This window comes from Paenibacillus thiaminolyticus (genome assembly GCF_003591545.1).
In the GTDB taxonomy this organism is placed as follows: domain Bacteria; phylum Bacillota; class Bacilli; order Paenibacillales; family Paenibacillaceae; genus Paenibacillus_B; species Paenibacillus_B thiaminolyticus_A.
The window spans coordinates 212,031-226,164 of sequence record NZ_QYZD01000004.1 but is presented as its reverse complement, the minus strand read 5'-3'; the positions used below and the strand labels follow the sequence as shown (position 1 = coordinate 226,164).

The window sequence follows — 14,134 nt, the reverse complement described above, 5'->3', positions numbered from 1 at the left end:
ACCATGAAAAAACTAAAAGTTGCATTGATTGGAGCAGGCAGTGTCTCCTTTGCGCTAGGTGCGCTTAACGATCTGGTGTTGTCTGAACGGTTGAAGAAGCATGCGGATCTCGAGATCGCCCTGATGGACATTGTAGAAGAGAATGTCAAGAGAACTCACAGGTATGCATCCGAGATGTTCACTGAATATTCGTATCCAGCGAAGATCTGGCATACTCTTCATCTTGAAGATGCAGTAAGAGGAGCAGACTTTGTCATTGTAGCTATTGAGGTAGAGAGATACTTCTACTGGTCCCAGGATTTCCACATTCCGCGCCGTTACGGCAGCAAGCAGATCTATGGAGAGAATGGCGGTCCGGGATCGATGTTCCATACGCTGAGAAATCTGGGTCCGATGCTCGAGATTGCGAAGACGATGGAACGAGTATGTCCGGAGGGTTGGCTGATCAACTACACGAATCCGGAAGCGAAGCTGGTAGAAGCAATATCCAAATTAACTTCGATTAAAGTAGTGGGGTTGTGTCACGGACTAGATATGGGCATTCATCAACTGGCAGAGTTTTTAGAGATGGATAGTAAGGATATCGGCGTCGAAGGCGGCGGCTTGAATCACTTCGGCTTCTTCACCAAGATCTGGGACAAGAATACAGGAGAGGATCTGTACCCGCTGTTCCATGAGAAGGAGAAACAGGCGAACCGTCTAGCTAAATTTGAACATATGGCATTATCCAGAACGATGTATCGCACTTACGGATATTATCCTTATCCAGGGACGAACCATATCGGAGAGTATGTATCCTATGCGGAAGATTTCTATGCCGGATTATCGTTGCAGTATCGCTATGATCCGATCAGAGAAAAGCTGTGGGAGCCAGATTCAAGAGTACCAGAATTCGTGTATTGTGCTGGCGGCAACAATCTGGATCAAGGTTTATTCTCGCCAATCATGACACAAGAGCTCTGGACAGAACAGGCTTATGTATTTGATAAGGAAAAGGTTACGCGCAGCGGTGAGTATGCTATTCCCATTATCGAAGCGATGTTCTTCGGCGAGGATCTTCATCTGAATGCTGTTAATATGCAAAATAACGGCGCGATTAAGGGTCTCCCAGATGATATGGTCGTGGAAACGCAAGCTGTTGTTAACAAAGACGGGATTGCATTTAAACCGATGACAGTTGAACTGCCGACTGCCCTTATCGGAACGATTCATATCCAAGGCACCATCCACAAGCTGTTGCTGGAAGCATATGTCGAACAATCGAAGACGAAGCTGCTGCAGGCGATCCTGCTTGATCCGCAAGCTCCTACTTATTATCAAGCTTGTGCGATGATCGACGAGATGTGTGAGCGGCAGAAAGACTTATTGCCGAAGCTGGAATGGAAATAAGATACTAATATTATCTTCTAGATTGTGAGGCCATGCATATGGAACAAGAAAAAGTGTTGGAGCTGCTTCACAGCATGACGTTGAAGGAAAAGATCGGGCAGCTCTCTCAAGTTACTGGCGAGCATTATGTAGGCAAGGTTGACAGTGAGATGGTGGAGACGGGACCTGGTTATTCAGACCAAGTTCTCGAAGGAGACACTTTATATACGATTGGCAGCATTATCGGTGTCTCTAGCGCCAAGATGATCAACTTAGTGCAATCGGAATATCTGAAAAGATCGAGACTAAAGATCCCACTGCTCTTTATGCACGATGCGATTCATGGGTACAAGACGATATTCCCCATTCCGTTGGGCTTATCTTGCACCTGGAATGAAGGTGTCCTGCAGAAGGCAGCAGAGCATACCGCATCAGAGCTGCGTGCTGCTGGCATTCACGTTAACTTCTCGCCGATGGTAGATCTCGTGCGAGATTCCAGATGGGGAAGAGTGATGGAATCGTTCGGCGAAGACCACCTATTGTCAGGTAATCTGGGTGGAGCGATGATCACCGGTTATCAGAAGAGTGCGGATGGCCGCATCGCTGACTCTGGAGTAGCGGCCTGCTTGAAGCACTTTGCCGCATACGGAGCGGGTATCGGAGGTAAAGACTATAACACGGTAGACATGTCGATGAGAGAGTTCTATGCTTACTATGGCAAGTCGTACGAGATCCCTCTGAAGCAGCAGCCGAGATTCGTTATGAGCTCTTTCAACACCTTTAACGGTGTTCCCGTGAGTGCTAGCCAAGAAGTGATGAAGGATATATTGCGTGAAAAGTATGGGTTTGAACATATCGTAATCTCCGATTGGGGAGCCGTGTCTGAGTTGCAGAACCATCGAGTAGCCGGCAATGGCAAGGAAGCAGCTGAATTGGCTATGCAGGCGGGAATCGATATCGAGATGGTGTCCACCTTATATCTCGAGCATTATGAAGAGATAATAGAGGAGCATCCCGCACTTATCCAAGATATTGACGCCGCTGTCTTGAAGATATTGCAGCTCAAGAATGAGATGGGCTTGTTCGAGAATCCGTACGTTGACGAGGAGCTGGAAGCTCAAGTTATGCTGAATGCAGAGTGTCTTGAGTTCGCGAAGGAAGCTGCTAAGAAGAGCTGTGTATTATTGAAAAATGATCAGAAGCTGCCCATGAGCAAGGAGCACAAGAAGGTCGTTCTCGTCGGTCCATTCTCGGATACTAGAGAACTGCTCGGCAACTGGCAGTGCAAAGGCAGCTTTGACGATGTGGTATCCTTGGCAGAAGGCATGAGACAAGCAGAACGATCGCTTGAGCTGCACGTATACGAAGCTCTGACAGACTGCCCGGCAGCGGAATTAGCAGATTGCGATTATATCGTCGTCGCGATCGGCGAACGCTGGGAGCTAAGCGGCGAAGGGCATAGCAGTGTGAACATCGAGCTAGAAGCGGCTCAGAAGCAGCTCATAAGAGATGTGAAAGCGACGAATAAGCCGTATGCCTGTGTATGCTTCTCCGGCAGACCTCTGGCGCTTCAAGATATTATTGATGATATCCCTGCTCTGCTATGGTGCTGGTATCCAGGCACGCAAGCGGGCATCGCGGTGGCAGAGCTTATCTTGGGACAGGACACGCCTTCCGGGAAGTTAACGATGTCGTTCCCGCGTTATTCGGCGCAAACGCCTATCTACTATAATGAATACAGTTCAGGCCGCCCGGCGAATGCATCCAGCTACAGCAGCAGATATCAGGACTGTGAGATTGGACCGCTGTTCCCCTTCGGACATGGCTTAACGTATACGAATACCGAGTATTCCAGCTTTACCATTTCAAGTTATAGGATTACAAAAGATCAAGCTATCCAGGTCTCGTGGGAGATAAGCAATCCAAGTTCATATGATTATGATGAGATCGTTATCGTGTATATCGAGGATCTTGTATCAAAGACCGTACGTCCTGTAAGGGAAATGAAGAAATATAAAACAGTTACAATCCCTGCTAACCAGAAGGCAACGGTAGAGATCTCGATTGCACTGGAGGATCTTCAGTATCTAAGTGCAGACCTGCAGCAAACCGTTGAGCCTGGGAGATTCAATATCTATATTAATCAGTTGGAGAATGCTGATTTTACGATAGAATATTGAGATTGAGGGAGGGATGCGCAAGTGTCCCTTTTCTCCGCCTAATTATTTTATAAACTTAATTAAGTGTGTAAAAACTTTCACTGTGGATCGGAAATTCAGCACTTATAATAGTTTTTGTGATAACGTTTACATGCGATTGCGCTGGAGTTATGAGGAAAGTTGGAAGGGGGTACAATGTTGAAGCACAGTTGGATAGGTCGTTGGCTATCTCAATGGCAACTCCAAGCTATGATCTGGCCGAGCATCTTACTTATGATCGTATTCTCGTTTATACCGATGTTTGGATTGATCATAGCTTTTCAAGATTATTCTCCGCTATCGGGGTTTACTGGTTCAGAATTTGTTGGACTTGATAACTTTAAAGCGTTCTTTGGTGATGAAGGCTTCTATAACGTTCTCATCAACACATTGGCCATTAGCCTATTGAAATTATTAATTGGGTTCCCGCTTGAAATTGTATTAGCTATTATGATCAACCAGTTAAGCATGGGGTTCTTCAAAAGGTTCACGCAGACGGTGTCCTATTTGCCCCATTTTCTATCGTGGGTTATTCTGGGCGGCATGATCATATCCTGGCTGAACTCATCAGGCTTAGTTAACAGCCTGCTGCTATCCACTCATATTATTGAGGAGCCAATCTCATTCTTGGCCAATGAGAGCCTATACTGGTGGGTGGCCGTCCTCTCTGATATATGGAAAGAGGTGGGCTGGGGAACGATTCTGTATCTTGCAGCCATAACAGGAATCGATCCGTCGCTATACGAAGCAGCCAAAGTGGACGGGGCACAATTCTTCAAGCGGATCTGGCACGTCACTCTTCCGGGCATGCGCAATATTATCGTCCTGATGTTTGTATTGCGCGTAGGTTCGGTCTTGGGCTCCAATCTAGAGCAGACGTTGGTCTTGCAGAATGCTTCCAACATGGGGCGAAGTGAAGTCATCGATTCCTACGTATATCACTTAGGTTTGGCGCAAGGGGACTTCTCCTTTGCTACTGCCGTTGGCATCTTCTCTTCCGTTGTGTCAGTTACGCTCTTGTTAATGGCAAATTTCTTAACGAAGAGATTCAGTGACAGCTCAATTTTCTAGAAGGGGGGATACGGGCATGGAGAAGGGCGAAAAAATATTCAATATCTTCAACATTATATTCATGGTGTTCTTTCTATCCTTAATAATATTTCCGCTGATCAATATCATCGCATTATCACTGAATGACGGTTATGACGCGATGAAGGGGGGAATCTATCTAGCACCGAGAAAGTTCACCCTGATCAACTATGAAACGATTCTAAAGGATCTGACCATCTATCGGGCGTTTGCTGTCACCGTTGCCAAGACGGTCATTGGTGTGGCAGGTCACTTGTTGATAACAGGTATTGCTGCTTATGCAATGAGTAAGCCGTATTTGATGGGTCGCAAGATATTCATCCGAATGGGAGTCATCACGATGTTCTTCAGCGGCGGGATGATCCCGACATTCCTGGTCGTCAAGTCGCTTGGACTTGCGAATAGCTTCTGGGTGTTCATCATTCCAGTGCTGTTCAGCTTCTACGATATGGTCATTCTGATGAACTTCTTCAAGAACTTGCCGGAATCGATTGAAGAATCAGCGAAGATAGACGGCGCGCATTTCTTCCAGATCTTCTTCAAGATCGTTCTGCCTCTATCTGTCCCGGTCATTGCAACAATAGCGCTATTCCACGGCGTCTATCAATGGAATGACTTCTTTGTGGCTAAGCTCTACATTACGGACAAATCGCTGTATCCAATTCAATATTACCTGTATCAGATGTTAACAAGCGCAGGTGCGGCGAACTCCGCTAAGGCCGGAGTGTATGTTGCCAAGGCCGTAACTACACAGTCCCTGCAGCAGGCAACCATGATCGTTACAACGTTACCTATTATGCTGATCTATCCTTTCCTTCAGAAATACTTTATTAGCGGTATGTTACTCGGTGGAGTAAAAGAATAAGGATAAGAGAGGAAGAAGATGATGAAAAAATCGATCGTACTATTGACTATTATAGCGGTGGCAATATCGTTAGTTGGCTGCGGTAATAAAGAAGCAGCGTCGAGCTTGGCAGATCCGACCTTTACCGTTAATAAGAATACGCCGAGCTGGCAGATCGATAAGAGCACGGCAGACCTCGACTGGTACATCAACTTTGACTGGTTCGCTCAGACCTGGGGCAATGATACGGCTACCAAATATATTACAGAGGATACAGGAGTCAATATCACTTATCTGAGCGGCGCAGATGACAAGCTGAATACGATGCTGGCATCCGGTGATCTGCCCGACATTATCACGATAGACGGATCCAGTCCGATCATCAAAGATGCGAACAAGTTTGCTATTCCGCTTGATGTATTAGCAGAGAAGTACGATCCTTACTTCATAGAGAGCGCTGCCAAGCCCGAGACCTTAAAGTTCTTCACCCAAGAAGACGGGCATATCTACGGATATCCGAACTTCTCCACGACAAGTGAAGACTACAATAATGGCGGCACCTACGGCAACCAAGCTTTCATGGTCCGCAAAGATATATACGAGAAGCTCGGCAGCCCTGATATGACAACACCAGAAGGCTTCCTGGCTGCACTAGAAGCTGTACAACAATTAAATATGCAGGATGAGATGGGTAAACCAATCATTCCTTTTGGTACAAGTGACTTTAATGAGGGCTCTGAGAAGAACGGTGTATTTAATAAGACGCTTGCTGACTTTATAGGCGTGCCTATTCTGACAGAAGATGACGAGTTCTATGACCGATTTACGGATGAAGACTTTCAGAAGTGGTTGAAGGCAATCGTGAATGCTCGGCAAAAAGGCTTGACGGATCGAGATATGATCACGATGACCAAGGATGATAAGGATGCAAGACTGACGAACGGCACTTACTTTGTATACTTCGCTTCAGATGTCATCGGTGAGACCAATTCAATGACCGTATGGGCCAATGAGAATCCGGACAAACAGTATATTGCCGTTGATGGCCCGTCATCGACTATAGGCAGACAGCCAATGTTGACAGGCACTTCGATCGAAGGCTGGACGCTAACGTTCATCTCGAAGAACTGTAAGAATCCGCAAAAGGCGATGGAGCTTGTAACCTATCTCGTCAGTGAATATGGCGATACCGTCATGAACTTCGGCAAAGAAGGCGAAACGTACACGATGGTAGACGGCAAGCCGGTATTGAACGCTGATCTGTTGGAATTTAAACAAACTGATCCTGCCGGATTCGAGACCAAGGTTGGCTTGACGACTCACTTATGGCTTGCGGACAGCGCATTGCTATCCCGCCAGATGGGGATCGATCAATTCCCGAAATCGCTGCAGCAAGCGAAGCAATGGACATCTGAGCACATCGTTCCGCAGTTCGAGATAGCGAGTCTGGATACGTACCTATCGAAAGAATCGGCTAGAAATAGAGAGAAGATTAATCAAGAATGGTCCAAGACTATCGCTAAGATCCTGAATGCGCAATCGGATAGCGAGGTCGATCAGTATATGGCCGAGTTCGTACAATATCGACAAAACAACGGTTATGATAAGCTCGTCGAAGAAAGAAACAATCAGATTAAGTCCAATATCGAGAGACTTAAATAGGAACTGAGGGGATGGACAGATGATAAGTATAGATAGCAAATTATATAATGGCCTGGTGCTGTTAGTGCAGTTGGTCGTGTTGAATTTTCTGTTCTATATCACTTCCATCCCCTTATTATCTATTCCGTTGGGCATATTGTACTTATGCCGCTGCATCATCAACATCGTGGAAGACAAGAAGATGCTGGACGGGATCCGATTAACGAAGCAGATCTGGATGCAATTCGGATTGGTTGCGATCGTGAGCTACTTCTCCGTGTATTCGGTCTATTCGCTACTCTTGCAATCCGCTTCTTATGTGAACCTGCTGTTGGCTTCGTTCATCATCTCATTTAATCTGATCGCGTATATCTTGATTCAGTTATATGATACTGGAATTATGAACATATTAAGGGCGTCATTTATGTATTCGATCGTTTATTTCTATAAGAGTGTGTTACTTATATTCCTCTTTATGTTCATCGGTATGGTGATATGGGAGAAGGTGCCGATCTTGTTTATAGTCGGTCTTTTGTCTGCGTATTTCTATATCTTCATTAAACTGAATTATAATACGCTGTTGAAGCTTGATGCGCGAGTGATCGCTAATGTGAAATGAATACGGCGTTCTTAGACGGAAAGAACCGTGTGAATGAATATGTCATTCGACACGGTTCTTGTTATAGAAGCTCTGTAACTAGGCCATTAAGGCAGAATGACTTTTATGAGACAAGCTTTAATCCGGTAACGCCAATAATAATCAGACCCAAGCTGACAAGACGGGCCGCGCTTTTGGATTCTCCAAAAAAGATCATATTAATCAGCACGGCGCCTGCCGTTCCGATTCCAATCCAGACCGCATAGGCGATGCTCAACTGCAAATAGCCGAAGGCCTGATACAGCAGCCCGAAGGAGAGGGCGAACCCGCCTGCGAATAATGCGCCATTGCGGATATTTTTCTCCTGGCTGAACAGCTTCAACCCGACAACACCAGCGATTTCACTTATAGCAGCTAAGGTAACGAACAACCAACCCATTATTGATGACCCCTTTCTTCCACTTTATTGTCAGCCAGCTTCAAACCAATAACCCCGGCTACAAGCAGCCCGATAAAGAGCAATTTCAGGGCGCTCATATTTCCGCCAAATAAGAAGTAATCCATCAATACCGTCCCGATTGAACCGACCCCAGCGAAGATGGCATAGACGGTCCCGGTAGGCAATCCTTCACAGGCTTTGGACAGGAAATAAAAATCAACGATAATGACACCTACGAGCAGTATCCAATGCCATGCCGCATATGCGGTACTGAACCCATAAACCCAGACCATCTCTAATAAACAGGTGAGGATTACATACATCCAATATTTATTCATTTCACACACCCTCTCTATATGAATGACATTCAGTCACTTTTCTTGAAAAGACGACATACTTTACGGACGCAAAGCATGCTCTAAAAAGGTCAGTAATTCAGCTCTTTGATTGGCTTCATTTTGAGAGTCGTACGCATCATATAAAAAGACTTGCTCTGCAGCAGCTTCAATCAGCCCAAGCACTAATTTGGCGGTACGAGCGGGATCCAGGTTTGCGCGAACGAGGCGGCGCTGTTTGTTTGTCTCGAACAGAGAAGCGACCAAATCGTAAAGCGGAGCATAAATGTTTTCCCATTTGCTCATATTTTCGGTAGTGGACAGGCCTGCATAGACAAGAACGGACACGTCACGAAATTCAGCCGTAACCTGGAAAATGGCATTCACCAATTGACTTAGTTGTTCGGTCAACGGATCGTCAAGTGAAACCGAGACTTCAATTTTCTTCATAAATTGCAGCACAATTTGCTCCGCGATCACAGGCATAACCGATAATTTAGAGGGAAAATACAGATAAAACGTTCCCTGAGCAATCTCGGCCTTTTGGACGATGTCCGATATTTTGGCTTTTTCGATCCCTTTTTCTTTAAAAACCTCGATGGACGCTTGAACGATCTTTTCTCTTTTGTCCATTTGCAGTACCTCCTGGCTGAAATGACTGAACGTCATTCATTGTAACAGAACCATTTTTATAAGTCAATTATCTTCGGAATGTCGTCGCAATATCCCCATCATTGAAAATTAAAGCACATGACGGGGATTTTATCAATTCCTCTGCTTCATATTGCTCCTTACATTGGTTAATTTCCAGGGCGAATGTAACGAATCCCGCGCAAATTCAAATTGGAAGGCCGCGCCCTTTTCGGGTTGATTTTTGCGCCGCCACGACACGGAGTGAGTCACTTCCGCCGTCAGGCTATGGACAATGCCTTGTTCGGTGCTCCGCGTGTTATGGTTCCGTTTCTTTTTGGTCGTTAGTCGAAACGTCGTTCCCCTTTCGATCTCTTTCAAAAAGGAGTCTACAGCTTCAGGATTCAGTCCATTCGAGACGCTTTTCAACAGATCAACATCCCGTACGGACAATGCTCCAATGAAAATTTCCGACAGCATGGCGGGAGACGCCATATTGAAAAAGGTCTCGCGCTGGCCGGAGGCCGTATATACCATCAACTGGTGAAATATATCCGGATTGGCGGAGCGATGGGTGCTGCTGTCCAAGAAATGAACGCAGAAGTGGCCTGAAAATCCATTACCCGGGATACCATCTCCTCCATGCGGCATCCCGTTCATGGAAGCTGCAATTTTATGTTTGTCTGTAATGACTAATATCGCTTTTCGTTTCCAGCTCCATTGATTATCATAAATTTGCTTCATAATCTTGGTGTCCTCTTTGGTCAGCGGCTGCACGTCGGCATGTCTGCTTCCGGCTCGCCGTTGCACACGAAACGAAAGCCCTTTTTCCAAATCGATGATGGAAAAGGTACTTTTTCGCGGGACCAATTGCTTTGCTTCACTCCAAGGGATGCTCATTCCATAGTGGCGTGCCTTTAATTCTGCACAATATTTTTGCAATAGCTTCGTTGCTTTTGGAGACAGGATGAGCCGTTTTGACTCCGTTTCGCTCCAAAAGACCCCGAGTTTTTCCATTCGGTATGTTCTCGACTGACCTTTCCACGAGATCAGTAAATAAATATCAGAAAGCGCGGCCGGGGATGAAGCCTCTTCCTCCTTGCTAGCCTTCAAGAGTTGAACGGCATCCTTCGGAGTCAGAACGAGCTTCTGTTCGAACGTGGCAGAAGGAGTGGTTCGTACACTGATGACAACCGTGGATTGCGGTGTGCGCGCAGCATAGACGACGGTATTGTGAACGGGAAGGAATGAAATGATCAGCAAGAATAAGATGATGCGAGTCATCAATGGATTCATGGTCTGGCCTCCATGTCAATTAAGTCTGTCCAATCCATACTTATGGATAGTGTTGTCATTTCTTTTCAAATTATGTGCCGCATGTGGTCGACCGCCGTCATGCAACCGCGCGCTGGGAGCTGCGCGCGGTGCGAAAATAATCAGCCGCTTTTCAGGGAAATGTATTAGGTACATTTCGTGAATTGGGGTGTCCCGATTTGAGTTGGGCTACATATGTTCAAATCTTGCTTCTGCTGCACCAGGCCCTCGTTCCCGGCAGTGTGCAGATCGGCGTACAGGGGCGCAGCGTTGCGACCGCGAATCGTGCCGATTATGTGGCGCCGGTGTTCCCGCTTTTGAATGATGACAAAATAGACCGGCTTCTTGATGATCTCGATCAGAAAGTGTATCAAGCACCCAGAAATGCGCGGATTGGCGATTACGAGGAAATTATCCCGGAACAGAGCGGTTATAAACTGGATCGGAGGCGTTTTCGAGAGCAATTCTATTCCTGCCTCTACAGCACCGGTTCCCAAGCTATCGAAGCGCCGCGCTTGAAGGTTCACGCCAAAGTTGATAGCGAACTGTTGGCATATATCCGTGACAAGAGAATCGGATATTACGTGACCTTTTACAATTCCAGAAATAAAAACCGGTCGCATAATGTGGACCTGGCGGCAAAAGCCATTAATAACACCGTCGTGTTCCCGGGAGAACAGTTCTCGTTCAACCGGGTTGTCGGTATGCGAACCATGGCGAAAGGATACAGGCAAGCGCCTATAATCGTAAGCGGGGAGTATTCGGAAGGGATTGGCGGAGGAATCTGCCAGGTATCCTCGACACTGTTCAATGCCGTGGACCGGGCAGGGCTTGCCATCAAGCAGCGTTACTCCCACAGCCGGCATGTGCCCTATGTACCGCCTCGCCGCGATGCGACGGTGAGCTGGGGCGGGCCGGATTTCACATTTCAAAATCGGTACAATCAACCGGTTCTCATCCGCGCTCATGCCGGCGGGGGCCAAATGGTCGTTGCGGTGTATTCTTCCGAATTGATTAAGTATATTCCGCGCGAGGTCCCAGGCACGACCCGGCGTCTGCCGGAAGAGATCTCCCTCGATATAGAAGCGAAAGTGCAGGAATAAAAAAGAGGCGCATGCCTGGCTGATGCAGGCATGCTTTTCCGGCATTTCACGAAAATGGTTGTTTTCTAGCAAACGGTTTTCTATACTTTTGATTAATCGCTGCTTGCGGAAGATTACTCCATTGTGGAGCGCTTCAAGGATGATTCGCCTTTGCCAGGAATTATGGGATATCCCAAGCTATCTCACCGAGGAAGAGGAAGCTCGTTTGAACAGGCTAAACGAATAATTTTGGCAGGATGAAGATCGGATCGGGGAAAAGGCCGATGCTTTGATTGTAACCAATAAGAAGAGGAGTTGGTTAACCATGTCATCTCTGCATTATTTCCCAATGACAGAGGACTATGCTTCCATCATTGCGAAGTGGACTTATGATGAGCCTTATTCGCTCTATAGTATGGACGGGGATGAGGACACCATTGCAGAGTTCATGAACGGGGACTATTTTTATGTCTTGGACAATGATAATGTCTTAATCGGGTTTATTTGTACAGGGAACTCAGCGCGTGTGCCGGGAGGATATGACATCGGCATCTATCATCATGATACATACATTGATTTTGGATTAGGATTGCATCCGAAGTTCACCGGGAAGGGAATGGGGGCCGATTTTGTTAGAAGCAGTCTTCAATTTATTCATGAGCAGTATCTAGTAACGAATATTCAATTGGTTGTGGCCGCATGTAATGAACGGGCGATTAAAGTGTATGAGCGTGCCGGATTTGCTAAGGGATCATTATTCCAAAGTAAAATCGGAGAGCAAGAGGTTGACTTTATGGTGATGAGGCGCTCGATGCAAGCGCAATGATCCAATGTGAACTCAACCTATCACATCGTGTTCGCATTGGGACATGCCGAAGGAGACCGTGATGAATCAAATATCGATGCCGAAACGACTTGAAAAAGCGATAGAACCATTAAGAATGACCAATACGGGTACTTCCGTATTTGTGGATGTCATCGTTTTAAGCGGGTCTGAACTAGCTGCCACGAATAGAGAAAAGGAATTTGTGATATGGCTGGCGCAAAGGGACCAAAATATCGTTGGCCGTGGAACGGTTGGATGTCATATAGAAGAAATGCCTTGGAAAAAAGACGATTTTGATGAAATGAAACATTTCTTATTGCGTACGATACAAGGCGCGATGACCAAGACGAATTGGCATGTACTAGATTATGAACCGAGTGAGGAGTGGTGCAGGCAGACATTGGGGCACTTCTTCAACATGGTGCAGCTGTTTGCTAAAACAGATGTAGATGCTCAGTATTATGCCGATTGGATCACACTGGATGAAGATGATGACGTACCAACGATACCTGAAGGTTATCCGATGTGTAACGAGCATCCCGTCTATTTGTCCTGTCTTGGATGTATCCTATGCAATTCACAAGAATGGTGAAGAATTGGGGGCCGTAATGATAAAATCAATGCGAATCGAAACGAAACGGCTGCTGATAAGGCCCTATCGAGGCGAAGATTGAATAAGGTGTTATTTTAAGTTACAAGAATGTTTCCCAAGAATCCGGAGTGGAGTACATCACCTTGCGATGTACTTGTAGCGAAGAAAAGAATTGAACAAGAACACCCTGTAGAAGCGTCTTTTTAGATAACATATTAAAAGGAGAAGAGATAATGAATGTTGCAGAGCTTTATGACGGGCTTCCTATAGAACTGCCAAGGGATGTGATGGATGCTCTAGCGTCTCATCATGCCAAGCAAGTGGCTGGTGAATTTTTCTTGAAGCTCATGAATCGAGACGAGATCATTGAACTTCATAAATGTCTGGCTGATGTTGAAGAATTTCAAGACATTCTCCCTTTATGGAGCGATGACAATTCGAACTATGTTGGACTTTACTGTCGGGGACCTTTACAAAACAAGGTATGCTACATTAGTCATGAGGAAACCGATCTGTCGCCGGGCTTCCGAAGTGTAAGTTCTTTCCTTGCTTCGTTGGAACAATCTCCCGATCTGGATTGGGATGATTTAAAAAAGGACTATCCGGCGGAAGCTGATATCGATACACAGCATCTCGAAGATGATAGGAAATGTATCGATGAGTTGATGAGGATATGTATGTGCAGGAAAGAGCATGCGAGATTTTGGGCTATCACAGGCATGTCCCGGCAAAAGAGAAATTATGGGAGATTGCGCAATCCGGCATGGCGAATGGGAGACAAGCAGCGAAGGGAGCTTTGGCAAGAATTCGAGAGACAGGGGAAACATCAAAATAGGTTTTGAATGTATCCGGTCTGAAAGCGGGACCATTGCTTGTTGTTGATTGACATTCGTAAAAATTTTATGAAAAAATGTCGGACCTATGGTCCGACATCCGGGAATGGACTTTTTATTGGGTAAGCTTCGAAATGCCATTGATGATCAGATAGATCCCGATTACTCGTAGGGGGATTCGGGGAGCAGTTCCAACCTTCCACAAGAGAGTTTTGGCCAAGAAGCCGATATAAATGTTGATGAAAATTCCGCAGAGCAGCTCTACGATGCCGATAATAATAAAAAGTGAATTCATCATGCGCACTCCTTTTCCGTTGTTTGTCGAAAACCGTTTGGTTGCTGTGC

Annotated in this window: 15 protein-coding genes; 10 read left to right on the top strand and 5 right to left on the bottom strand. The window is 46.1% G+C overall.

Translation table 11 applies throughout. The features are described 5' to 3' along the window. Positions 1 to 3 precede the first annotated feature (3 nt). From DQX05_RS07410 to DQX05_RS07385, 6 genes are all read left to right on the top strand, one after another. On the top strand, positions 4 to 1,389 hold the full coding sequence (locus DQX05_RS07410; RefSeq protein WP_119792267.1) for a family 4 glycosyl hydrolase: 1,386 nt from the start codon (positions 4 to 6) through the stop codon (positions 1,387 to 1,389). A gap of 38 nt (positions 1,390 to 1,427) precedes the next feature. Next, positions 1,428 to 3,548, top strand: a complete 2,121-nt coding sequence (locus tag DQX05_RS07405) for a glycoside hydrolase family 3 N-terminal domain-containing protein (RefSeq protein ID WP_119792265.1) — start codon at positions 1,428 to 1,430, stop codon at positions 3,546 to 3,548. A gap of 174 nt (positions 3,549 to 3,722) precedes the next feature. Then, positions 3,723 to 4,637, top strand: coding sequence for an ABC transporter permease (locus DQX05_RS07400; RefSeq protein WP_397335058.1), 915 nt, complete (start codon positions 3,723 to 3,725; stop codon positions 4,635 to 4,637). A gap of 16 nt (positions 4,638 to 4,653) precedes the next feature. Further along, a complete protein-coding gene (locus DQX05_RS07395) occupies positions 4,654 to 5,520 on the top strand; it encodes a carbohydrate ABC transporter permease (RefSeq protein WP_119792263.1) in 867 nt (288 codons plus the stop codon). A gap of 18 nt (positions 5,521 to 5,538) precedes the next feature. After that, positions 5,539 to 7,161 carry an extracellular solute-binding protein gene (locus tag DQX05_RS07390; RefSeq protein WP_119792262.1) on the top strand — a complete coding sequence of 541 codons (1,623 nt, stop codon included), beginning with the start codon at positions 5,539 to 5,541 and terminating at the stop codon, positions 7,159 to 7,161. 19 nt (positions 7,162 to 7,180) lie between these two features. Then, positions 7,181 to 7,759, top strand: a complete 579-nt coding sequence (locus DQX05_RS07385; protein ID WP_119792260.1) for a YesL family protein — start codon at positions 7,181 to 7,183, stop codon at positions 7,757 to 7,759. A 103-nt stretch (positions 7,760 to 7,862) separates the two neighbouring features. Here DQX05_RS07385 and DQX05_RS07380 read toward each other — a convergent pair whose 3' ends face one another. The 4 genes from DQX05_RS07380 to DQX05_RS07365 form a co-directional block, all read right to left on the bottom strand. Next, positions 7,863 to 8,177 (bottom strand): DMT family transporter, encoded by a 315-nt coding sequence (locus DQX05_RS07380; protein WP_087443839.1) that lies wholly within the window; start codon positions 8,175 to 8,177, stop codon positions 7,863 to 7,865. After that, positions 8,177 to 8,515 (bottom strand): DMT family transporter, encoded by a 339-nt coding sequence (locus DQX05_RS07375; protein ID WP_119792258.1) that lies wholly within the window; start codon positions 8,513 to 8,515, stop codon positions 8,177 to 8,179. The genes DQX05_RS07380 and DQX05_RS07375 overlap by 1 nt, the downstream gene beginning before the upstream one ends. A gap of 60 nt (positions 8,516 to 8,575) precedes the next feature. After that, the gene (locus DQX05_RS07370; protein ID WP_119792257.1) at positions 8,576 to 9,145 is read right to left on the bottom strand and encodes a TetR family transcriptional regulator; all 570 of its coding nucleotides are present in this window, start codon (positions 9,143 to 9,145) and stop codon (positions 8,576 to 8,578) included. A 132-nt stretch (positions 9,146 to 9,277) separates the two neighbouring features. Next, complete coding sequence (locus DQX05_RS07365) at positions 9,278 to 10,438, bottom strand: hypothetical protein (protein WP_119792255.1); 1,161 nt, start codon at positions 10,436 to 10,438, stop codon at positions 9,278 to 9,280. Between the two features lie 197 nt (positions 10,439 to 10,635). Here DQX05_RS07365 and DQX05_RS07360 point away from each other — a divergent pair, with 197 nt between their 5' ends. The 4 genes from DQX05_RS07360 (at position 10,636) to DQX05_RS30615 (ending at position 13,798) form a co-directional block, all read left to right on the top strand. After that, positions 10,636 to 11,559 (top strand): VanW family protein, encoded by a 924-nt coding sequence (locus DQX05_RS07360; protein WP_119792253.1) that lies wholly within the window; start codon positions 10,636 to 10,638, stop codon positions 11,557 to 11,559. A gap of 304 nt (positions 11,560 to 11,863) precedes the next feature. Further along, positions 11,864 to 12,364 carry a GNAT family N-acetyltransferase gene (locus tag DQX05_RS07355; RefSeq protein WP_119792251.1) on the top strand — a complete coding sequence of 167 codons (501 nt, stop codon included), beginning with the start codon at positions 11,864 to 11,866 and terminating at the stop codon, positions 12,362 to 12,364. Positions 12,365 to 12,425: 61 nt separating this feature from the next. Further along, the gene (locus DQX05_RS07350; protein ID WP_119792249.1) at positions 12,426 to 12,956 is read left to right on the top strand and encodes a hypothetical protein; all 531 of its coding nucleotides are present in this window, start codon (positions 12,426 to 12,428) and stop codon (positions 12,954 to 12,956) included. 233 nt (positions 12,957 to 13,189) lie between these two features. Next, positions 13,190 to 13,798, top strand: coding sequence for a hypothetical protein (locus DQX05_RS30615; RefSeq protein ID WP_182914658.1), 609 nt, complete (start codon positions 13,190 to 13,192; stop codon positions 13,796 to 13,798). Between the two features lie 106 nt (positions 13,799 to 13,904). On the opposite strand, the gene DQX05_RS07340 is transcribed toward DQX05_RS30615, so the two are convergent. Next, positions 13,905 to 14,084 carry a hypothetical protein gene (locus DQX05_RS07340; protein ID WP_119792245.1) on the bottom strand — a complete coding sequence of 60 codons (180 nt, stop codon included), beginning with the start codon at positions 14,082 to 14,084 and terminating at the stop codon, positions 13,905 to 13,907. Positions 14,085 to 14,134 lie beyond the last annotated feature (50 nt).